17 protein-coding genes and 1 pseudogene are annotated in these 21,949 nt (G+C 70.4%); 7 read left to right on the forward strand and 11 right to left on the reverse strand.

Translation table 11 applies throughout. The annotated features are described in order from the left end of the window. Positions 1-89: 89 nt before the first annotated feature. The 6 genes and pseudogenes from AB0B63_RS15915 to AB0B63_RS15940 all read right to left on the reverse strand — a co-directional run. On the reverse strand, positions 90-1,298 hold the full coding sequence (locus AB0B63_RS15915; protein ID WP_208565095.1) for an LCP family protein: 1,209 nt from the start codon (positions 1,296-1,298) through the stop codon (positions 90-92). 250 nt (positions 1,299-1,548) lie between these two features. Continuing rightward, positions 1,549-2,781 carry an LCP family protein gene (locus AB0B63_RS15920; RefSeq protein WP_357018926.1) on the reverse strand — a complete coding sequence of 411 codons (1,233 nt, stop codon included), beginning with the start codon at positions 2,779-2,781 and terminating at the stop codon, positions 1,549-1,551. Between the two features lie 77 nt (positions 2,782-2,858). After that, complete coding sequence (locus AB0B63_RS15925; protein WP_208565093.1) at positions 2,859-3,836, reverse strand: NAD-dependent epimerase/dehydratase family protein; 978 nt, start codon at positions 3,834-3,836, stop codon at positions 2,859-2,861. Between the two features lie 186 nt (positions 3,837-4,022). After that, positions 4,023-5,696: a cation acetate symporter gene (locus tag AB0B63_RS15930; protein WP_208565092.1), complete on the reverse strand. Its 1,674-nt coding sequence runs from the start codon at positions 5,694-5,696 to the stop codon at positions 4,023-4,025. Further along, positions 5,674-6,045 carry a DUF485 domain-containing protein gene (locus AB0B63_RS15935; protein ID WP_208565091.1) on the reverse strand — a complete coding sequence of 124 codons (372 nt, stop codon included), beginning with the start codon at positions 6,043-6,045 and terminating at the stop codon, positions 5,674-5,676. The genes AB0B63_RS15930 and AB0B63_RS15935 overlap by 23 nt, the downstream gene beginning before the upstream one ends. 307 nt (positions 6,046-6,352) lie before the next feature. Then, a pseudogene (locus AB0B63_RS15940) lies at positions 6,353-6,883 on the reverse strand (flavin reductase family protein); the annotation flags it as partial. A gap of 803 nt (positions 6,884-7,686) precedes the next feature. Here AB0B63_RS15940 and AB0B63_RS15945 point away from each other — a divergent pair. From AB0B63_RS15945 to AB0B63_RS15955, 3 genes are read left to right on the forward strand one after another with little or no spacing between them, the layout of a single operon-like run. Beyond that, a complete protein-coding gene (locus AB0B63_RS15945) occupies positions 7,687-8,472 on the forward strand; it encodes a helix-turn-helix transcriptional regulator (RefSeq protein WP_357018931.1) in 786 nt (261 codons plus the stop codon). Continuing rightward, positions 8,469-8,687 carry a DUF397 domain-containing protein gene (locus AB0B63_RS15950; RefSeq protein WP_357018934.1) on the forward strand — a complete coding sequence of 73 codons (219 nt, stop codon included), beginning with the start codon at positions 8,469-8,471 and terminating at the stop codon, positions 8,685-8,687. Before AB0B63_RS15945 ends, AB0B63_RS15950 begins: the two co-directional genes overlap by 4 nt. After that, complete coding sequence (locus tag AB0B63_RS15955) at positions 8,678-9,148, forward strand: nuclear transport factor 2 family protein (RefSeq protein WP_357018937.1); 471 nt, start codon at positions 8,678-8,680, stop codon at positions 9,146-9,148. Before AB0B63_RS15950 ends, AB0B63_RS15955 begins: the two co-directional genes overlap by 10 nt. Here AB0B63_RS15955 and AB0B63_RS15960 read toward each other — a convergent pair. The 5 genes from AB0B63_RS15960 to AB0B63_RS15980 form a co-directional block, all read right to left on the reverse strand. Beyond that, the gene (locus AB0B63_RS15960) at positions 9,075-9,665 is read right to left on the reverse strand and encodes an SRPBCC family protein (protein WP_357018940.1); all 591 of its coding nucleotides are present in this window, start codon (positions 9,663-9,665) and stop codon (positions 9,075-9,077) included. The two genes, AB0B63_RS15955 and AB0B63_RS15960, sit on opposite strands and share 74 nt — an antisense overlap. Continuing rightward, the gene (locus AB0B63_RS15965; RefSeq protein ID WP_357018942.1) at positions 9,665-11,353 is read right to left on the reverse strand and encodes an ABC transporter permease; all 1,689 of its coding nucleotides are present in this window, start codon (positions 11,351-11,353) and stop codon (positions 9,665-9,667) included. Before AB0B63_RS15965 ends, AB0B63_RS15960 begins: the two co-directional genes overlap by 1 nt. Continuing rightward, positions 11,338-12,102, reverse strand: a complete 765-nt coding sequence (locus tag AB0B63_RS15970; RefSeq protein ID WP_208565085.1) for an ABC transporter ATP-binding protein — start codon at positions 12,100-12,102, stop codon at positions 11,338-11,340. The genes AB0B63_RS15965 and AB0B63_RS15970 overlap by 16 nt, the downstream gene beginning before the upstream one ends. 157 nt (positions 12,103-12,259) lie before the next feature. After that, positions 12,260-13,900, reverse strand: a complete 1,641-nt coding sequence (locus AB0B63_RS15975) for a cation acetate symporter (RefSeq protein WP_357018946.1) — start codon at positions 13,898-13,900, stop codon at positions 12,260-12,262. 1 nt (position 13,901) lies between these two features. Continuing rightward, on the reverse strand, positions 13,902-14,252 hold the full coding sequence (locus AB0B63_RS15980; RefSeq protein WP_208565788.1) for a hypothetical protein: 351 nt from the start codon (positions 14,250-14,252) through the stop codon (positions 13,902-13,904). Positions 14,253-14,632: 380 nt separating this feature from the next. Between AB0B63_RS15980 and AB0B63_RS15985 the strand changes: the two genes are divergently transcribed. The 4 genes from AB0B63_RS15985 (at position 14,633) to AB0B63_RS16000 (ending at position 21,870) form a co-directional block, all read left to right on the forward strand. Next, positions 14,633-15,958 (forward strand): hypothetical protein, encoded by a 1,326-nt coding sequence (locus AB0B63_RS15985; RefSeq protein ID WP_357018949.1) that lies wholly within the window; start codon positions 14,633-14,635, stop codon positions 15,956-15,958. A gap of 289 nt (positions 15,959-16,247) precedes the next feature. Then, on the forward strand, positions 16,248-18,332 hold the full coding sequence (locus AB0B63_RS15990) for a choice-of-anchor D domain-containing protein (protein ID WP_357018952.1): 2,085 nt from the start codon (positions 16,248-16,250) through the stop codon (positions 18,330-18,332). 76 nt (positions 18,333-18,408) lie between these two features. Then, a complete protein-coding gene (locus tag AB0B63_RS15995; protein ID WP_357018955.1) occupies positions 18,409-19,782 on the forward strand; it encodes a hypothetical protein in 1,374 nt (457 codons plus the stop codon). Positions 19,783-19,812: 30 nt separating this feature from the next. Continuing rightward, positions 19,813-21,870, forward strand: a complete 2,058-nt coding sequence (locus AB0B63_RS16000; protein WP_357018958.1) for a hypothetical protein — start codon at positions 19,813-19,815, stop codon at positions 21,868-21,870. Positions 21,871-21,949 lie beyond the last annotated feature (79 nt).

The following is a 21,949-nucleotide window of genomic DNA, read 5'->3' on the forward strand; positions in this document are numbered from 1 at the left end:
CCTCCCGTGGCCGAAACGTGAGTGTTTCTCACGTCAGGCTACGGTGGGACCACGGGTCCCCGGGCCGGTTCGCCGGGACTACCGGCGGGTCACTTCCGGGTGGACAGCACGCTCGGGTTGGCGTAGACGAACTCGGCCAGCTTGTCTTCCTTGATCGCCTGGAACATGTCCAGCGTCTGCTGGCTGAGTGCCTCACGGTTGTTGGCGTTGCCGTTGAACGTGCCACCGTTGGTGCGCAGCATGGTCAACTCGTTGGCGGTGACCCCGCGCATGGTGAAGACCAGGTCGGCGACCGGCACCCCGCCGGTGTCCAGGATGAACGCCTTGCCGGCCGCCTTGATCAGCTGGTTGACCTTGACCGGGTTGGTCATCATGCCCTTGTCGGTGGCCTTGCGGGCCATCGCCTTGATCAGCTGCTGCTGGTTCTGCTGGCGGTCGTAGTCGCTGTTGGGCAGGCCGTAGCGCTGCCGCGAGTAGTCGAGCGCCTGGAGGCCGTTCATCTCCCGGCAGCCCTTCTTGTAGACCACCGGGGTCATCGGCCGGCCGGTCTTCTTGGCGTCGGCGTTCCACATCTGCTTGCCGTCGACCATCATCATGTGGTGCGACTTCACCTCGTGGCTGACGCAGATGCGCACCGTGCCGAGGGTGTCGATGACGTTCTTGAAGCCACCGAAGTTGATGATCGCGGCCCCGTCGAAGCTGACCCCGGTCATGTTCTTGATGGTCTGGGCCATCAGTTGGGCGCCGCCCTCCCAGCCGCCGCCGTTGCGCGCGCCGGCCTGGAACGCCGCGTTGATCTTGTCGGTGCCGCCCTTGAACCCGCTCTTCTTGAACGCGGGGATCTGTGCCTCGGTGTCGCGGGGGATCGAGATCAGGTACGCCTGGTCGTGGCTGGCCGGGATGTGCAGCACGATGATGCTGTCCGACCGGACGTCGTCGGCGGCCCAGCGCTCCCGGGCGTCCACGCCGAGCAGCAGCATGTCGATCGGGCCGTCCAGGTTGGCGCCGCCCTCCGCCTCGGTCTTCCCCGCCCCGCCGAGCAGGTTGCGCTGGGCGATGTTGCCGGTGGCCTGGCTGATCAGCGCCTTGCTGCCGACGATCGCGATGCCGCTGGTCACCATCAGCACCGCGCCGAAGATGACGGTCAGCCGCGCCCAGAGGGGGTCCTTGCGCCGGGTGCGCTTGCGGGCCGTGCCGGACGGCCTACCGCCGCGACCGCCCGGTGACGGGACGGCGGCCGACGCCCGGTAGGGGTCGGCGTTCAGCGACGAAGGGCGGGGGCTGGTCTGAACCGGCATGCATGCTCCAGCTCGCGTGATCGGGGGGCGGGACCACTTTACGTACCGCTTCCCGTCAAGGCGAGGTCGTCACACGCACAAATCCCAGACAACCCGACCTTTTCCTCCGCGATTTGTCCGAACGGATGAATCGATGAGACCGGACGGCTGTTGGCTTTTGATGATCAAGCCTTCGGTAAAGACCTCTGATGACGCTCGTCGAAATCTGCCCGACATCCGGGGCCGGGCCGACCCCAGATGCCGGGCCGGCTCAGTTCCCGTTGCCCGGCGTGTCCGCCTTCTGGTCGGCGGCCACCCAGTCCGCCATCGTGTCGGCGGACATCGCCTTGTACATCGCCAGCGCCTTCTCCCGGTCCGACACCACCACCGACTCGCCGTTGATGGTGTCGCTGCCGGTGTTCGGGCTGGTGAGGAAGGTCAGGTTCTCCCCGCGCAGGTTGCGGAACTGGATCGCCATGTCGCCGAGGGAGAAGTCGTTGTCGACGGTCACCGCGGCGGTCACCGACTGGAGGAACGCGTTCAGCTTCTTGGGGTTGGTCAGCGTGCCCGTGCTGGCCGCCTTGTCCATCAGCGCCCGCAGGAACTCCTGCTGGTGGCGCATCCGGGCGAAGTCGCCCTGGGGGAACTGCTTGCGCTGGCGGATCCAGTCCAGCGCCGTCGCGCCGTCCATGTGCATGGTGCCCTTGGTGAACTTCCGGTACGGCTTGTGGATCGAGGTGATGCTCCGCTCCACCTTCAGGTCGACCCCGCCGAGCGCGTCGGTGACCTCCTTGAAGCCGCCGAAGTCGATCGCCATCACGTTGTCGATCCGGACGTCGGTGAAGCACTCCACGGTGCGTACCGCCAGCGGCAGGCCGCCGAAGGCGAAGGCAGCGTTGATCTTGGCACGCTGACCGGAGTCGCAGGCCGCGCCCGCGCTCTCGGGGATCGGCACGTACAGGTCACGCGGGACGGAGACCAGGTAGGCCGACTTGTGGTCGGCCGGGATGTGCATGACGATCAGCGTGTCCGCCCGCCACTCGCCCGGCTTGTCGACCGCCGCGTCCGGGTCCCGCGAGTCGGTGCCGACCAGCAGGATGTTGAGCGCCCCGTCGACCGCCTTCGCCGGCCGGCCACCGGTGATCTCCGAGAACGGATCGGTGCGGGCCAGGTCCTCGTTGAGGTTGCGGGTGTAGAACCAGGCCCCGATCCCGCCGAGCAGCGCCACCACCAGCACCGTCACGCCGGCCACCAGGGCCATCCGCCCCCAGCGCGGGCGCGGCCCACGCCGGCCGTAGTTCCCCGGCCCGCCCGGCCCCGAGGGTGTGCCGGGGCCACCCGGCCCGCCCGACCGGGGCTGACTCTCCTGGTGCGAGGGGTACCACTGCGCGTCGGACTGGCGGGTGCGCCCGGTGGCGCCCCGGTCGGAGCCGGGCACCGAGGCACGGCCCGCGCTGCGGTGCAGGTACGGGAGCGAGGCGCCGGCTGACGAGGTCGCTGACATGCGTTTCAGCGTACGTAGGCGGGTCGAGCGTTCGCTGAATGTGAAGCCTCCTGAGCGCCCCGCGTGGCGTGGGGGAGCTACCCTAGCCGGCTGCGGAAATGGTCGATCGTGCGTCGCAGGCCCTCGTCGGGCGACACCTGCGGCTGGTATCCCAGCAGGTCCCGGGCGAGGGTCAGGTCGGGGCGGCGCATCTCCGGATCGTCCGAGCTGCGAGTGACGTAGGTCACCTGTGACGTACTGCCGGAGAGTGACGCGATCGTCTCGGCGAGTTGCCGCATGGTCAGCTCGTGTTCGGTGCCGCAGTTGATCGGGCCGGTCTGCGTCGAGTCGAGCAGCAGCAGGATGCCGCGCACCAGATCGTCGACGTAACAGATCGACCGGGTCTGCTCACCCGTGCCGTGCACGGTGATCGGCTCGCCACGCAACGCTTGGGAGATGAACGTCGGGATGGCCCGGCCGTCGTCCGGCCGCATCCGTGGGCCGTACGTGTTGAAGATCCGGACGATCGCCGCGTCCAGCCCCCGACTGCGGTGGTACGCCATCGTGGCCGCCTCGGAGAACCGCTTCGCCTCGTCGTAGACGCTGCGCACCCCGATCGGGTTGACGTTGCCCCAGTAGGTCTCCCGCTGCGGGTGCTCCTTCGGGTCCCCGTACGCCTCGGAGGTGGAGGCCATCAGGAACCGGGCGTCGTCGGCGACCGCGCGGTCGAGCAGGTGCAGGGTGCCCACCGAGCCGACCCGGAGGATCTCCACCGGCAGCTTCGCGAAGTCCGTCGGGCTGGCCGGGGAGGCCATGTGCAGGATCGCGTCGAACCGCTGGGCCAGGGCCGGGTGGTGGCTGGGCAGGCCCTCGGAGATGTCCGCCTCGACCAGGGTGAACCGTGGGTGCTCCGCGAGGTGCGCGACGTTGTCCTTGGAGCCGGTGACGAAGTTGTCCAGCGCGACGACCGTGCACCCGCGCTCGATCAGGGCGTCCACCAGGTGCGACGGGACGAACCCGGCACCGCCGGTGACGAGGACGCGGTGACCGCTACCGAACCGCTGGGCAACCTTCATGGCGGTCAGCCTACTCAGCGCGACCGCCGCAGGTCATTTCGACCTGGGTGACGCCCGTGCCCCGTACCCTGCCCGTCTCTGCCCCGGGGCCTGCCACGACGCGACCGTCGGGGTCGGCGGGCCCCGGGCGACGGCGGAGGCCCCCGCCGCGATCGCTCGCGGCGGGGGCCTCGTGGTGCCGGTTGCTCAGTGCGCACCCGCGCCGGTGAGGGCACGCACCTCCAACTCGGCGTACTTGTCCTCGTCGTGCTCCTTGGAGATGACCGTGCCGATCCAGCCGCAGAGGAACCCGAACGGGATGGACAGCAGGCCCGGGTTGGACAGCGGGAACCACTGCCAGTCGTGCTCCGGGAACATCGAGGTCGGTGCACCGGAGACGACCGGCGAGAAGAACACCAGGAACACGGCCGAGATCAGGCCGCCGTAGATCGCCCAGACCGCGCCCGAGGTGTTGAACCGCTTCCAGAACAGGCTGTAGAGGATCGCCGGCAGGTTGCCCGAGGCGGCCACCGCGAACGCCAACGCCACCAGGAAGGCCACGTTGAGGCTCTGCGCGTAGATCGACAGGGCGATCGAGACCGCGCCGATGACCAGGGCGGAGATCCGGGCCACCCGGACCTCCTGGCGTTCGGAGGTCTGTCCCTTCTTGATCACGTTGGCGTAGAAGTCGTGCGCCAGGCTGGACGACGAGGCCAGGGTCAGGCCGGCGACCACCGCCAGGATGGTGGCGAACGCGACCGCCGCGATGATCGCCAACAGGGTCGCCCCGCCCAGGTTGCCGCCGAGGAAGGTCTTGCCCAACTCCTCGGCGAGCTGCGGCGCGGCCGTGTTGCCGGCCTTGTCCTGCGCGACGATCGCCTTGCCGCCGACCAGTGCCGCCGCGCCGAAGCCCAGCGCCAGCGTCAACAGATAGAAGGTGCCGATGATGCCGATCGCCCAGAGCACGCTCTTGCGGGCCGCCTTGGCGGTCGGCACCGTGTAGAAGCGGATCAGGATGTGCGGCAGGCCGGCGGTGCCGAGCACCAGGGCGATGCCCAGCGACAGCAGATCCATCTTGTTGTAGAAGGTCTGGGTCGAGTTGCCGGCCACCTCGACGCCGTAGCGGAGCCCGGGTTCGAGGAACGCGCTGCCCTTGCCCGACGTGGCGGCGGCGTCACCGAGCAGCGCCGACAGGTTGAAGTTGTACTTGGCCAGCACCAGCACGGTCATCACCAGCGCGCCGGTCATCAGCAGGAACGCCTTGACGATCTGGACGTAGGTGGTGCCCTTCATGCCACCCACGGTCACGTAGATGATCATCAGGGCGCCGACCATGATGATGGTGGCGATCTTGGCGGTGTCGGCGTCCATGCCGAGGAACGTGGTGCCCGGCTTGATCCCCAGCAGCAGCGCGACCAGGGCGCCCGCCCCGACCATCTGGGCCAGCAGATAGAAGATCGACACCGTGATGGTGGAGACCGCCGCCGCCGTACGCACCGGCCGCTGCCGCATCCGGAACGCCAGCACGTCGGCCATCGTGTAACGACCCGAGTTGCGCAGCAGCTCCGCCACCAGCAGCAACGCCACCAGCCAGGCGACCAGGAAGCCGATCGAGTAGAGGAAGCCGTCGTAGCCGTACAGCGCGATGATGCCGGCGATGCCGAGGAACGACGCGGCCGACATGTAGTCGCCGCCGATCGCCATGCCGTTCTGGAAGCCGGAGAACGACCGGCCGCCGGCGTAGAAGTCGGTGGCCGTCTTGGTCTGCCGGCTGGCCCAGATCGTGATGGCCAGGGTCACCGCCACGAAGACCAGGAACAGCGTGATGGTCAGGTTGCGGGCGGTGCCGCCACCCGCCTCAACCGCGAGGACCGTGTTCATGGGTCACCTCCCCGATCTCGGCGCGGATGCGGTCGGCGGTCGGGTCGAGCTTGCGGTCGGCGTACCGCGAGTAGAGCCAGGCGATGAGGAACGTCGAGACGAACTGGAGCAGCCCGAAGATCAGCGCCACGTTGATGTTGCTGCCGAAGAGCTTCGTGCCCATGAAGTCCCGCGCGTAGGCGGAGAGGATCACGTAGAGCGCGTACCACAGGAAGAACGCGACGGTCATCGGGAAGACGAAGCTGCGCAGCGCGCGGCGCAACCCGACGAACTCGTCCGACCGTTGTACGGCCAGATAACGCTCCGCCGCCGACTCGGCCGGGGCGGGCGTGGGTGTGTCCGTGGACATCTGTGGATCACCACCTTCACAGGCATCGGGAGTTTCGCGCACCGTAGAGACCGGCCTGCCTGCGAGAAAAGGCGCAGATCGATCCCGGCAGTCCCCTGCGCCGAACGGTCCCCCACCTGCGCCCAGTGACCCACGTCACCCCGCTCACCGGCCCGCGCCGTCCCCGTCGCGGCCCGTCCCGGCCCGGCCCAGCCGTGATCCACTCCTGTGGGCCGATACAGCGGTATCCGACCGCCCAGGACACATGGCGACGCCACCCCCGCCCGCCCGGGCGGCTCGGCTCGGGCCAGCTCGGGTCGGGGTCGGGTCAGGGAAGGTGGTGGTAGCGGCCCCGGTGGTGCAGGAGGGGCGGGGTGTCGGTCAGGATCTCGACCGTTTCGACGGTGGCCTCGACGAGCAGCGCCCATCCGTACTCCCGGGCGGTGTCCAGGCGGCAGCCGGCCCAGCTGCCGGCGTCGGCGGGCACCGGCCCGTAGGGCGTGTCGGTCCACGTGTCGGTGGCGAACAGGCCGCCCGGAGAGGGGAAGAGCCCGGCGAACCGGTCGGCGAGCTGCCGGTGGGACGGCCCGAGTGGGGCCACCGCGAACCGGCCGGCCTCCTCGATCGCCGGCCACAGGTCGGCCTCGGGGTCGATCAGGCCGAGCAGCCGGTCCGGTTCCCCCTCGGCGACCAGGGTGGACGACACGGTCAGCCCGGCCGGGCCGGGTGCGGTCCAGAGCGTCACCGGGGCGGCGAGCCGTCCCCGCAGCCGACGGGCCGGCGAGCGTTGCCCGGTCGGCACCGCGAACGGGTCGGTGTGGTGGATCTCGGCACCCGGTTCTGGATTCACGTGAAACATTGTGGCCCCCGCCCCGTCCCGCGTTGCCAGGTCGGGGCGAGAGACGGCCGCATTTCCATGGTCGTCTGCGCGGGGGCGATCACGACACGCCGGTTCGGCGCCGCTCACCCGTAGGCGACCATCGGGCCTCCCCGCCGAGCGGGCGCGCGCCCAGCCGAGAAAGCGTTCGTGCAGGTCGGCCGGCCGTGCGTGACCGTTGAGCTGGCCGAGCTGGTCGCCGGCCTCGACCATCAGCGCACCCAGGTAGACCAGCAGTCCGGTCCGCTCCCCCCGGTACTCGACCAGCAACGCGAGCCGGGCCGGCTGGCAGGGCCATGGTGCGCCGCAGGCCCGGCAGCGCCACAGCGGTCGCATCGGCACGTGCGGCACGAACCGCCTCACCACCGGATCTGCCCCACGCCGCGCCGGCATCCCGGCTCCGCCAGGAAGGATCCCGGAGCATCGCTGCCCCGGTGGGGACGGTCGTCCCGCAGGATCCGGGCTGCCCCGGTCGGCAGCGCCATCCGAGGGTACGAGCAGCCGCCGCCGCTCGTGTGCCGCAGACGGCGGGCGGGGCCGGACGGGGTGGGTGGTCTCGACCGGGTGGACCGGCCACGCGGGTACGACACGGGGCTCCTTCGCGGGGTCAGGGGTCGCCCCGACCGGAGGAGACGGCCGGGGCGACCCGCGCAGGACCGGTCGCCGGGACGACGCCTCCACCGGCCGGGCCGCGTGCCCTCCACCCTGGACTCGGCAGCCGCAGCAGGGGAGGATGCCAGCGGTTACTACGGAGCGCGTTCGCGTACTTACCAGATAGGTGAGTGATGAACTTCGAGATGTGGGTCCGCGCGTTGAAGGCAGCCAGGGCCGGTGCCGGGGTGTCCCAGGAGGCCCTGGCTGGCCTGGTCAAGTGGAGCCCGTCGTTGATCGCCGCGATCGAGACCGGTCGCCGCCGCCCGACCATGGAGTTCGCCGTCGCGGCCGACGAGGCCCTCGGCACCGGCGGCCTCCTCGCCGAACTGTTGAAGACTGCGGACCGGGAGCATGGACCCTCCTGGTTCGCGGCATGGCGGGGATACGAGCAGCAGGCAACGCGGCTGCGTGCTTTCGAGGCGTGTCTGGTGCCCGGCCTGCTGCAAACCGAGAGATATGCACGGGCAGTCATCTCAGCGGGCGGACTGAATTCACCCGCCCTGGTTGATGAGTTGGTCGAGGTGCGGATGGAACGTCAACGGTTGTTCCACCGAGATGAGCCACCCCAGTGCGTCTTTCTGATGGACGAAGCTGGCCTGCGTCGGCCGATCGGCGGGCCGGCGGTGCTGGACGCGCAGCTTGGCCATCTGCTGGAGATGGCGGAGCTGTCGTTTCTTCGAGTGCATGTCATCCCGTTGGAAGTGGGAGAGCACGTCGGGCTTGGTGGCGGGTTTGTCCTTGCCGAGTTGCCGGATGGTGAGCGGGCGCTCTACCTGGAGAATGCCGCTCGGGGGCATGTCATGGACGACCCCGAGATGAACGGCCTGCTTGAGCGCAAGTGGGATAGCCTGCTCGGCGAAGCACTGTCCACAGGCGCCTCGTTGGATCTGATCCGAAAGCTGAAGGTGACGACATGACCAACACGGAGCCTTGCTGGCGCACCCCGATCCGCTCCACCGACTCGGGGGGCAACTGTGTCGAGGTGGCGGACAATCTGCCCGGGGTGGTGCTGGTCCGGGACAGCAAGGACCGCTGTGGCCCGACCCTCCACTTCACCCCCGACACCTGGCGTTCCTTCGTCACCTCGACGGGAACCGCCGCCGGGCCGGAGGGACGACGGGCGTGCCGCTGAGCGCCGATGACCGGCTGGCGATCCACGAACTCGTCGCGCTGCACGGCCACCTGATGGACGATGGGGCGTTCGACCGGTTGTCCGAGCTGTTCACCGACGACTTCGCCTACGACGTGACCGCCTACGGGTTCGGCGTACTGCGGGGGTACGCGGCGTTCGCCGAGGCGGCACGGACCCTGGGCGACGGCAACCCGCTCGGCCACCACGTGACCAACGTCGTGGTCAGCGAGGACGCCGACGGCACGGTCCGGGTCCGCTCGAAGGGGCTCGGCGTGCCGGTCGACGGCCCGGTGGGCACCGTGGTCTACGAGGACGTGGTCCGTCGGGTCGAGACGCGGCCCCCGGCAGGGACGGCCGGTGCGCGGCGGCCGGCGACCGGCTGGCGGATCAGCTACCGGCGGGTGGTCCCGCGTCGTCGACCGTTGCATCCCGAGGGGCGGAGTCAGCACCCCGAGGGGTGAGGTCCGCCTCCCGGGGTGTGCCGCCCGGCCCGTCGGGCAGGGCGGCACGGGCGGCGGCCAGCACCTGCGGGTCGGCGCAGCCGGCCGCGTAACCCGCGATCCGGCGGCGGATGTCCCGGGTGAGCAGCCAGACGCCGACCCGGTCGGCGACCGGGCGCAGGAACGCCGGCCGACAGCGGAAGCTGTACCGCCAGGTGGCGACCGTGTGGCCCGGCTCGGGTGCCGGGGCGAACCGCCAGCCACCGGCGAACATCTCGAAGAACCACGGGCCGCGCACCATCTTCATCCCCACGTTCGTCGGCGGGGCGAAGGAGACGTACTCGCTGATCATCACGAGGCCGTGCCGGGACCGGGTGAAGGTGCGCACGCCTTTGCCGGGGCGGGTGGCACCGTCGACGAAGTGTTGCTCGCGGACGAACGGGTCCCACCGGTAGCGCACCGGCGCGACGGTCTGCGACACCGCGAACGCCACCTCCGGCGGGACCGCGACGGTGGTGACCGCCTCGACGACCGGCATCAGCGGCGGGGGGTGACGGTCGACAGCAACTCCGGCATCCGGCGGTCCAGCACGTCCCCGGCCAGGTACGCCCCGAGTAGCGCCGCCCCCACCCCGTACGCCGCGCCGACCGGCAGGGCCAGCCAGAGCCAGACGTCGCCGAGCAGCCCGGCGGCCACCACCATCGGTACGGCGGCAGCCGCCGAGCCGACCATGGACAGCAGGGTGAGCATGCTCTTGGCGACCCCGGAACCGCCGTTCATCGCGAACGGGTTGCTCGTCTCCGGCAGCGAGTACGCCCCGAGCACCGAGATGAACCCGTTGATCGCCAATCCCACCCCGTACGAGGCGAGCAGTGCGCCCGCCGCCACCCCGAACCATTCCGGCCGGCCGAGCACCCCGCTGATGATCAGGGAGACGAGACCGAGCATCGGCAGCACGTACACGGAGAAGGCGGTCATCCGGGCGCGTAGCTCCAGCCGACCCGGGACCCCGGCCACGACGTTCGCCGCGTAGGCGCTGCCGTCGAAGCCGAACTGGTTGGCCAGGGTCACCGAGGCGAGCACGCCGACGAAGATCATCGAGATGCTGAGCAGCACCGGCGACGGGTCCCCGGTGGATTCGAAGCCCTCCTGGCCGACGGCGAAGCCCGCGCCACCGAGGTTGACCATCACCGGGACGAAGATCCCGACCACGGCGATGGTGATCAGGTTGGCCCGTCGTCGGGCGTCGCGCCACCAGTAGCGGCACTCGCGGGCCACCAGCGCGCCGAACCGGTCCCGGCGGGCCCAGCCGACCGCGCGGGGGAAGAGTTGGGCGATGGCGCCGCCGGTCGGTGCCTGGCGGGTCTTGGTCGGGGCGGCGCTCGCCGCGCCGACCATCGCCGACTCCAGCGACCGGGACCACCAGAGCAGCAGCGCCCCGATGGTGACCGCGGTGATGAGCAGCTTGACGGGTACCGCCCAGGCCCGGCCCTCGGCCACGTCCAGGCCGATCGTCCAGGGTGCGCCGAACGGGGTCCAGCCGACGATCCGGGCCACCCCGACGAGCCGGTCCCAGTCGGCGGTGCGTACGGCGGCCAGCACCACGAGCTGCAACGGGCCGAGCAGCGCGGCGACCACGGCGAGCAGCACGGCGGCCAGGTCACGGACCCGGCGGGACCGCAGCATGGTGGCGAACGCGCTGGTCACCGCGCGGCTGGCGGCGACGCAGAGCAGCACCCCGGCGACCACGCCGACGGCGGCGACGACACCGGCCGCCGCGCCGCCGAGCAGCGCGGCGCTGACCACCAGCCCGGCGACCGCGACCAGCACCGCGAACACCGGCACGCTGATCAGCGCCGCCGCGAACAGGCCGGTGACCAGGGTGCGGCGGGACAGCGGCAGCAGGGCGAACCGGGCCGGGTCGAGGGTCTCGTCGACACCGAAGAAGACCAGCGGCAGCAGCAGCCAGCCGAGGACGAGCACCCCGCCACCGAACGCCGCCGCCATCACCGCGTAGCGGGGTTCGTCGGCGAAGCCGGGCGCGGCGAACATCAGGAAACCGCCGGCCGCGAACCAGAGCCCGACCAGCACCCCGACCACGAACAGCGCGATCCGCCAGCCCTGGCCCCGGAAGTTGTTGCCCATCACCCGCAGCTTGAGCCGGACGAAGTGGCGCGGGGAGACCGGGCGGACCCGCTCGGCGGGTGTGCTCACCGGGACAGCCACGCCAGCTCCTCACCGGTCGCGGTCCGGCCGCCGACGACCTCGACGAAGACGTCCTCCAGGGAACGTTCGCCACGCACCTCGGCCAGGGTGCCGACCCGCTTGATGGTGCCGTCGGCGAGGATCGCCACGTGCGAGCAGAGCCGTTCGACGACCTCCATGACGTGGCTGGAGAAGACGACGGTCCCGCCGCCGACCACGTACCGGTGCAGGATGTCGCGGATCAGCGCCGCCGACACCGGGTCGACCGCCTCGAACGGCTCGTCGAGCACCAGCAGCCGGGGGCCGTGCAGCAGCGCGCAGGCCAGGCCGATCTTCTTCTTCATGCCGGCGGAGTAGTCGACGACCAGGGTCCGGCCGGCGTCGGTGAGGGCCAGCACGTCGAGCAGCTCCGCCGCCCGCTGGTCGACCACCGCCGGGTCCATGCCGCGCAGCAGCCCGTGGTACGCCAGCAGCTCCGCGCCGGTGAGCCGGTCGAACAGCCGGACGCCGTCGGGCATGACGCCGAGCAGCCGTTTCGCCTCGACCGGGTCACCCCAGACGTCGTGCCCGAGCACCCACGCGTTGCCGTGGTCGGGTCGGAGCAGTCCGACGGCCATCGACAGGGTGGTGGTCTTGCCGGCACCGTTGGGGCCGAGGAGGCCGTAGAACGAGCCGGCGGGGACGGCCAGGTCCACCCCGGCGACCGCCACCTTGCCGTCGAACTGCTTGGCCAGGCCACGGAGTGCCAGCGCAGGGTGTTCACCAGTCATGTGTCGACCGTATCCGGGCCGGGCGAGTGGCTGCTCCCGCCGGGGGACGATCCCGACTCATCCCCGAGACGGACGGTCGCGCATGGTGAAGGATCCGAGACGTGCCGTGACCGCCCCGTTGATCCTGGCATGGCCCCGGACGACCGGGACGAACCGGTCAGGAGCGCAGTGACTCAGGCGTGTGCAGGCGGAGCATGGTGGCCCCGACGTCGACCGGGGTGCGGCGGCGCGTCGCCATCGACACGGCGATCATCACGGTGAAGGCGAGCGGCACCGTCCAGGCGGCCGGTTGGGTGGTGAGGGTGGCCGGCCAGCCGGTCAGGGGCGGCCCGAGCACAGTGACCAGCACCGCGCCGATCGCCGCCCCGCCGCCGACCAGCACCCCGGCCGCCGCGCCGAGGTCGGTCAGGCCGCGCCACCAGATGCCGAGCACCAGCAGCGGGCAGAAGCTGGACGCGGCGACCGCGAAGGCCAGCCCGACCACCTGGGAGACGTCCAGCCCGGAGACGTTCAGCGCGAGCACCGCCGGCACCCCGCCGGCGATCACCGTGGCCAGCCGGAAACCGCGTACCGAGCCGCGTCCCAGCACGTCGGTGGAGATCACCCCGGCGACGCTGGTGAGCAGCCCGGACGAGGTGGACAGGAAGGCGGCGAACGCCCCGGCGGCGACCAGGGCGGCAAGCAGCCGCCCGGTGACGCCGCTGCCGAGCGCCGCCTCGGGAAGCAGCACCACCACCGCGTCGGTCTGCCCGCTGACCAGCAGTTGCGGGGTGTAGATCCGGCCGAGCACGCCGTAGAGGGTGGGCAGCAGATAGAAGACGCCGACCATGGCCAGCACCACCAGGGTGGTCCGCCGGGCCGACGCGCCGTCGGGGTTGGTGTAGAAGCGCACCAGCACGTGCGGCAGTCCCATGGTGCCGAGGAAGGTCGCCAGGATCAGCGAGTAGGTGGCGAACAGGCCCCGGTCGTCGTCCCCGGCGGCGCTGGGCAGCAGCCAGTCGGCGGCACCGGTGGCCGCCCCGGACACCTCGGGCACCGGGTCACCGGCGGCGAAGCTCAGCTGGTCGCCGGGGCGTACCTCACGGATGGTGCCGTCGGGGAAGGTGAGGGCCGCGCGGTGCTCGACCACGACGGTGGTCGCGGTGCGGAACGCCGGCCCGTCGGGCGGGGTCACCGCCGGGCGGGCGTCGGCCTGCCACTGCAGGGCCAGGAAGATCGCGGGTACGGCGAGCGCGGTCAGCTTCAGCCAGTACTGGAAGGCCTGCACGAAGGTGATCGCCCGCATCCCGCCGAACGCCACGTTGGTGGTGACCACCACTGCGACCAGCAGCGCCCCCACCGGGTAGGGCGAGCCGGCCACCGTGGCCAGGGTGAGCCCGGCGCCCTGCAACTGCGGCACCAAATAGAGCCAGCCGATGAAGATGACGAACACGGTGGCCAGGGTGCGCAGCCGGCGGGAGCCGAGCCGCAGCTCGCAGAAGTCGGGCAGGGTGAACGCCCCGGAGCGGCGCAGCGGCGCGGCGACGAAGAGCAGCAGCGCCAGGTAGCCGGCGGCGAAACCGACCGGGTACCAGAGCACGTCGACGCCGTACTTGAGGATCAGCCCGGCGATGCCGAGGAAGCTCGCCGCCGACAGGTACTCCCCGCCGATCGCGGCGGCGTTCCAGGTCGGACTGACCGTCCGGGACGCCACCAGGAAGTCGGAGGTGGTCCGGGCCAGGCGCAGGCCGTAGAAGCCGATGCCGACGGTGACCAGGGTGACCGCGACGATCGCCGGGACGACGTACCCGTTGCCCATCTCAGCGTTCCGGCCGCTGGACGAGGTCGACGAAGTCCTGTTCGTTGCGTTCGGCGAGCCACACGTACGCCCAGCCGACGGCGATGAGGAACGGGAAGGAGACCACCCCGAGCAGCAGCCAGGGCAGGTTGACCCCGAGCACGGTGACCCGGCCGACCGGGGGTGCGATGGCGAACAGCCAGGGCAGCCCGCCCAGCCCGACCAGCACCAGCAGGCTCAGTCGCAGGGCGAGGGTGAGTTGCGCCCGGACCAGGCCCCGCACCAGCGCCTCACCGACCCGGGTCTGTTGGGCCAGTTCGGTGCGGGTGTGGTCGGCCCGGGTGTCCCGGCGGGAGACGCCGGCCAGCACGATCCGTACCCGCCCGGTCGGCCGGGCGGCCGGTGGCCCGGGGTCCCGGGGTGTCGGTTCGGGATCGTGGTGGGCGGTCACCCGGGCAGTCTCGCGGGCCCGGCCCGAATGTCAAGTGTCGTCCACCGGGGGGTGTGGACAACCTGTGGACAAGGCGGCCACCCTGTGGACGACAGCGGCGGGTCGAGGATGCCGGTGGCATTTCGTGTGATTCGTCCTCACCGGAACGTCACCGGGCGGTCATCTGTATCGGCCTTGCCGGCATTGACCCGGGCCCCTACGCTGGGGCGGCCAATCCTTTCCTCTTCGAACACGGGGTCTCTATGCGCAAAATTCGCACTATCCTCGGCGTCACTCTCGCCGGAGCATGTGCACTGGCCGTGGTGCCGGGTACGGCCTCCGCGGCTCCCGTCTCCGCACCGCTGCAGAAGGCGGCGGCCCTCGACGACGTGACCGGTGCCTACTACCCGGTCGCCCCGGCCCGCCTGCTGGACACCCGTAACGGCACGGGTGCCCCGATCGGCAAGATCGGTGCCGGCAAGAAGGTCGACCTCCAGGTCGCCGGCCGTGGTGGCGTACCGGCCAGCGGCGTCGGCGCGGTCGTGCTGAACGTGACCGTCACCGGTCCCAGCGCCGCCAGCTTCCTCACCGCCTACCCGACGGGTGAGAACCGGCCCACCGCCTCCTCGGTGAACTTCGCCAAGGGCTGGCTGGGCTCCAACAACGTCACCGTGAAGCTCGGCTCCGGTGGCAAGGTCTCGGTCTACAACAACAGCGGCTCCACCGACGTGATCGTCGACGTGGTCGGCTTCTACGCGGGCGACAACAGCCTCACCAACCGCGCCGGCGGCCAGTACGAGTGGTACCTGCCGGAGCGCATGTGGGACAGCCGTGACGACCCGGAGGGCAAGCCCCCGGCGGGTCAGGTGCTGGAATACTCGCTCAACTTCGGCGACGACTACAACCCGCACGTCAAGTCGTTCGTCTTCAACGTCACCGCGGTGTCGCCGGCCAAGTCCGGCTTCCTCACCGCGTGGTCCGGCAAGGGCGCCCGGCCGACCGCCTCGACGGTGAACTACCTCGCCGGCACGAACGTGCCCAACCTGACCTTCGTGCAGACCACCCCCTGCACCGGCAGCGAGCTGAACGGTTGGTGCACCGTGGGTGCGCCGAAGTTCCACATCTACACCTCGCAGGCGGCGCACGTCCTGGTCGACCTGGTCGGTGTGGTCGACGACGGTGAGTCCCCGTACGGCATGCGGTTCGCGCCGCTGAGCCCGACCCGGATCGTGGACAGCCGTTCCAACCTGGGTATCTCCGGGGCCATCCCGGCCAACGGCACCCGTAAGGTCACCGCCCCGGGTGCGCTGGTCACGCCCGACACCGAGGTGCTGGCGATGAACGTCACCGCCGTCACCCCGACCAAGAACACGGTCATCACCACCTGGCCGGCCGACCTCGACAGCGTCGAAAAGCCCGCCACCAGCAACCTGAACCCGTACGCGGGCCAGGTCGTCTCCAACGGCGTGCTCGGCATCATCGGCCCGGAGTACGCGTTCAACGTCAACAACCTGTCCGGCAGCACGCACCTGGTCGCCGACGTGGTGGGCACGTTCTACTACCCGCCGGCGTCCACGGCCAAGTCGGCCACGTCGCTGAAGGGCGGCAAGGCCAAGCCGAGCGCGGTTCCGGCCGCGAACCGGAGCTGACCGACAGCCACCCCGACGGCTGACCGTCAGTCGTCACCCGCAGAGCGCCCCGACCACCCGGTCGGGGCGCTCTCGCGTTTTCCGACGATGAATGGCGGACGCCTGCCATGCAGGGCGAACGGGCTTCGGACACGGTGCCGGTAGTCGATCCGGTAAGGGCGCAATGCCCTTTCTTGGCATTCCGTCGATACGGCCTTGCCGCTCGTGATCACCGCCCATAGTGTGTGGTCCACAATCACTCTTCCTTCTTCACGGGGTATTCATGCGCATTTTTCGCGCTCTACTCGGCATGAGCATTGCCGGGGCCTGTGCGCTGGCCGTACTGCCGGGGATGGCGCTGGCCGCGCCCACCGCGCCGTACACGCTCGTCACGATCGACATCGGGGAGACCTCGTCCCCTGCGGTCGAGTCGAGGGTCTTCTCCGCTGACGGGTTCACCGTGTCGGTGCAACCGCAGACCGACGGCAGCACGTGGATGTACTTCCGGGACGGTCCGCAGGACCCCCGGCTCTCTCTCCTGTTCAAGGCCCCGACGGGCGAGCAGTTCGTCGCTGGCCGGACGTACCCCACGACGAGGTTCGGAGACGCGGACAACGCGAGGTTGGACATCTCGTCCGACTGGGGCTGCGGAAGTCCGACCGGCAGCCTCACCGTGCGGTCGGCCGCCTTCGACCCGGAAACCCAGGAATTGACCGGTCTGGCCGCCTCATACTCCTACAACTGCGACAACCGGGGCGACGCCACCGGTGAGATCCGGTGGAACTCCGACGTCGAGTACGCGGCCCTGCTGTCCTCTCCCGCGCCGGTGGACTTCGGTGAACTCAAGGTCGAGAGCCCGACCCAGACGCGTAAGGTCACCTACCGCTCGGCGGGCAGCCTGCCGGTGACCCTGGGCGGCGCGACGCTGGCCGGTACCGATCCCGCGTCGTTCCAGATCACCGGCAACGACTGCACCGGTCGGACCCTCGACCCGGGGGCGAGCTGCACGATGACGGTCGCTGCCACCGCCCGGCGGGCGGGTTCCTTCGCCGCCAACCTGGTGCTGGCCGACGACAGCCCCTACGGCAAGCGGCTGGTGCGGCTGAAGTTCACCGCGGTCGACACCGCCGTGGGCACCTACTATGCCGTCGGCCCGTCGCGGGTGATGGACACCCGCAGCGGGCTGGGCGTCCGCAAGGGCAAGCTGGGTGCCGGGCAGAAGGTCGACCTCCAGATCACCGGCCGTGGCGGGGTGCCGTCCAGCGGTGTCGGTTCGGTGGTGTTGAACGTGACCGTGGCCAACCCGACGGCGGGCAGCTTCCTGACCGTCTACCCGGCCGGCGAAGGACGCCCGACCGCCTCCTCGATCAACTTCCCGAAGTCCTGGCTGGGTTCCAACAACGTCACCGTCAAGCTCGGCTCGGGTGGCAAGGTGTCGATCTACAACCACGCCGGTGCCACCGACGCCGTGGTCGACGTGGTCGGCTGGTACGCGGGCAGCGACGCGGCACTGGCCAACCAGGGCATGGGCGGCCAGTACCAGTGGTTCAACCCGGTCCGGATCCTCGACACCCGCTCGGGCGGTGGCGCCCTGCCGGGTGGCTGGTCCATCACCGGCTGGGTCAACTTCGTCCCGGAGTTCCGCTCCCACGTCCGGGCCTACGTTCTCAACATCACCGCCGTCTCGCCGAAGAAGAACGGCTACCTGACCGCCTGGAAGGGCGGCTGGGACGTGCCGTCGACGTCGACCGTCAACTACGCGGCCGGCAAGGTGGTGCCGAACCTGGCGATCGTGGAAGCCAGCCCCTGCTACGCCGACTTCTGCACCGGTGACTCCTACGGGGCGCCGTCGTACGAGATCTACACTTCGGCGACCTCGCACGTCGTGGTCGACCTGGTGGGTGTGATCGACGACGCGACGGTGGTGGACGGCCTCCGGTTCACCCCGCGCAGCCCCACCCGGATCGTCGACAGCCGTAGCGGGCTGGGCATCCCCGGGGTGCTCGGTCCGGGCTCGGTCCGGAAGGTGACCCCGCCGTCGGCCATGCTCACCGACACCACCGAGGTGGTGGCGATGAACGTGACCGCGGTGACGCCCACCAAGAGCACGGTGGTCACCGTCTGGCCTGCCGACACGACCCGGCCCAGGCCGAACGCGAGCAACCTCAACCCGGGGGCGGGGCAGACCGTCTCCAACGCCGTGTTCGGTCAGTTGGGGCCGAACCAGGCGTTCAACGTGCACAACCTCTCGGGCAACGTCCACCTGGTGGCCGACGTGGTGGGCACGTTCTACCGGTACTCCGGCACCGACAGCCACGTCGGGTCTGGTGCCGCCCGCACCTCCGCGCGGCCGACGGTGGTGGGCGCGGGCTCGCTTCCGCCCACCCGACGCTGATCCGATCCGGGGACGGGCACCGGTCCTCGGACCGTGCCCGTCCCCGGCCGTCTCCTTCTCTCACCACGGGGCGATCATGAACAGAATTCGCGGTCTACTCGGCGTGTTCGTCGCCGGGGTCTGCGCGGCCACTGCGATACCGGCGTCGGCGCTCGCCGCGCCGTCAACGGTCCGCACCCCGGTCGAGGTGTCGGCGCTCCCCAGTGTGGTCGGCACCTACTACCCGATGGCGACGCCGACCCGGATCCTGGACACGCGTACCGGTAACGGCACGCCGAAGGGGAAGATCGGCGCGGGTCGGAAGATCGACCTTCAGGTCGCCGGTCGCAGCGGGCTGCCGGCGACCGGCATCGGCGCGGCGGTGCTGAACGTGACCGTCAGCGGTCCCACGGCGAACGGCTTCGTCACCGTCTTTCCAGGCGGGGAGGCGCTGCCGACCGCCTCCACGATCAACTTCGCCAAGGGGTGGCTGGGTTCCAACAACGCCACGGTCAAGCTCGGCACCGGCGGCAGCGTGTCGGTCTACAACCGCAACGGTGAGACCGACGTGGTGATCGACGTGATCGGCTTCTACGCCGGGGACGAAAGTGTCATGACCGAGCGCGGCATGGGCGGCCAGGTGCAGTGGTACGAGCCGTACCGGATCATGGACACCCGCACCTGGGGGGTGATCCCCGCCGGGGGCGAGTTCAACGCCTGGATCGACTTCCACGACTACAACCCCAAGGTGCAGGGGTTGATCCTCAACATCACGGCGGTGAGCCCGCAGCGGGCGGGCTTCCTGACCACCTGGTCGGGCGAGGGGGCCAGGCCCAACGCGTCCACCGTCAACTACGCGGCGGGCAAGGTGGTGCCGAACCTGGCGTACGTGAAGACGATGCCGTGCCCCTCGGGCAGTTGCAACGGGGCCACCGGTGCGGCGCGGTACCGGCTCTACACCTCGGCGACCACCCACATCGTGGTGGATCTCGTCGGGGTGGTCGACGACGGCACCGAGGTCGACGGCATGCGGTTCACCCCGATGAGCCCGACCCGGATCGTGGACAGCCGGATCGGGCAGGGCCTGCCGGCGGCGCTGGGGCCGAACGCGACGGGGCGGGTCACCGCGCCGGCCGCGATGCTGACCGACGCGACCCAGGTGCTGGCGATGAACGTCACCGCGGTCGCCCCCACCGCCAACACCGTCGTCACGGTCTGGCCCGCCGACACCGGTAGGCCGAAGCCGACGGCGAGCAACCTGAACCCCGCACCGGGTCAGGTCGTCTCCAACGGGGTGCTGGGGGTGCTCGGCCCCCAGGACGCGTTCCACGTGAGCAACCTGTCGGGCAGCACCAACCTGGTGGCCGACGTGGTCGGCACCTTCCAGGTGTACCCGGGCACGGCGGCCGGCGCGCGTCGGGTCGGCAAACCGACCGTGACCGGCAGCGGTTGGTCGGCGCACACTTCCTAGTGCCACTCTTCATCCGCCACGGGGGTATTCATGAAAAGAGTCGGTCTACTCGGCGTGTTCGTCGCCGGGGTCTGCGTTGCCACGGCGATACCCGGGTCGGCGCTCGCCGCGCCCACCGCGCCGTACACGGTGGTGACCGTCGACGTCGGTGACGCCAACGGCCGACCGGTCCAGCAATCCGGGGTGTACGACGCCAGCAATGCCACAGTCGACGGGACCGTCTACGGCACCGGCGGGGTGCGCATGGGGGTGCGGCTGACCGGCGGCACGACCATCTCGGTGTGGGCGTTGCCGCCGGTCGGGCAGGTGTTCACCGCCGGGCGCACATACCAGACCACCGGCACGGCCGGCGCCACCCGCGCCGGTCTGGACATGGCGTCCGGTGCGAACGGCTGCAACGGTGGCGACAGCTACGGCTCGTTGACCGTGCGGGACGTGGTCTACGACGCGGGGGCGGTGGTCTCGTTTGCCGGGGCGTACGAGTTCCACTGTGCCGCGACCAGCGGTGCCGTCACCGGTGAGCTGCGCTGGAACTCGGGTCTCGGCTATCTGGGGGTGGTCTCCTCGCCAGCGACTGTCGACTTCGGGCGACTCGCCATCGAGGGCAAGGTCCTGTCGGCTGCGGTGGCCTTCGAGATCAAGGGCACCGAGGAGAGTCGCTTCGACATCGCCCGGATCACCGGTGCCGACGCCTCGTCCTTCCAGATCCAGGGGAACATGTGCTCGGGGAGGACCTACCAGACGGGCATCTGCCGAATCGTCGTCGTCCCGGTGGTGCGGCGTCCGGGTCAGCACACCGCCAACCTAGAGGTGCTCGACAACAGCGCCTACGGAAAGCGGGTGGTGCCGCTGAAGTTCACCGCCTACGACACCGCAATCGGCATGTTCTACCCGTTGGAGCCGCAGCGGCTGCTGGACACCCGGGAGGGCCGGGGGGCGATCGGCTCCCAGGAAGCGGCCGAGTTGCTGATCGCCGGGCGCGGTGGGGTGCCGGAGAGCGGCGTGGGGTCGGTGGTGTTCAACGTGACGGTGGTGAACCCGACCGCCGCCGGCTACCTCAGCCTGTACCCGCCCAACGAGTCGAACACCGCCACCTCGTCGATCAACTTCCCGGCCGGCTGGACCGGGTCGAACAACGTGACGGTGAAACTCGGCACGAACGGCACGATCAACATCTACAACCGAAGTGGCAGCACCCACGTGGTGGTGGACGTAGTCGGCTTCTACGCGGCCAGCGACGAGGTACGGGCCAACCTCGGCTGGGGCGGGAACTACCTGCCCGTGGCACCGACCCGGCTCATCGACACCCGCCCCAACGCCCTGCCGGCGACCTCGCGCATCGACAGCTTCGTCGACCTCGGCCCGGACAGCCCGCGGGTCAAGGGGCTGGTCCTGAACGTCACGGCGGTCCAACCGGCGAAGTCGGGCTTCCTCAGCGCCTCGGCGCCGGGGCGCCCGCCGACCTTCTCCACCGTCAACTACCAGGCCGGTGCCGTGGTGCCCAACCTGGCGTTCGTGAAGACCGGCCGGTGCACCACCTGCCACCCCCCGTACGCGGTGCCGACTTTCTCCATCTACACCTCCCAGACGACCAACCTGGTGGTGGACCTCGTCGGGGTGATCGACGACGGCTCGCTGGCCAACGGGCTGCGTTTCACCCCGCTGAGCCCGATCCGGATCGCGGACAGCCGCACCGGGCTGGGCACCAGCGGCGCACTCGGCGCTGATGAGACCCGCAAGATCACCGCGCCGTCGACGGTGGTCACCCCGGCCACCGAGGTGCTGGTGATGAACGTGACCGCCGTGGCGCCCACGAAGGCCACCGTGCTCACCGTCTGGCCGGCGGACGCCGACCTGGCCAGGCCAGGGGTGAGCAACCTGAACCCGGCCGCCGGGCAGACCGTATCCAACGCCGTGCTGGGCGGGATCGGTCCGCAGGACGCGTTCCAGGTGCACAACCTCACCGGGAACGTCGACGTCGTCGCGGACGTGGTGGGCCGCTTCCACCTCTACCCGGGCACCGCGAACCCGACGGCGAGGGCCGGCGGCCAACCGTTGACCGTGCGCGGCACCGGCATCCTGGGCTGACCCGACCCGAAGGGCGTCCCGGCCGAGGCCGGGACGCCCTTCGCCGTCCCTCGCCACGGGAGCGATGTTGCGGGGTCCG

Origin of the sequence: Micromonospora sp. NPDC049081 (assembly GCF_040648835.1) — a bacterium.
Classification (GTDB): Bacteria; Actinomycetota; Actinomycetes; order Mycobacteriales; family Micromonosporaceae; genus Micromonospora; species Micromonospora antibiotica.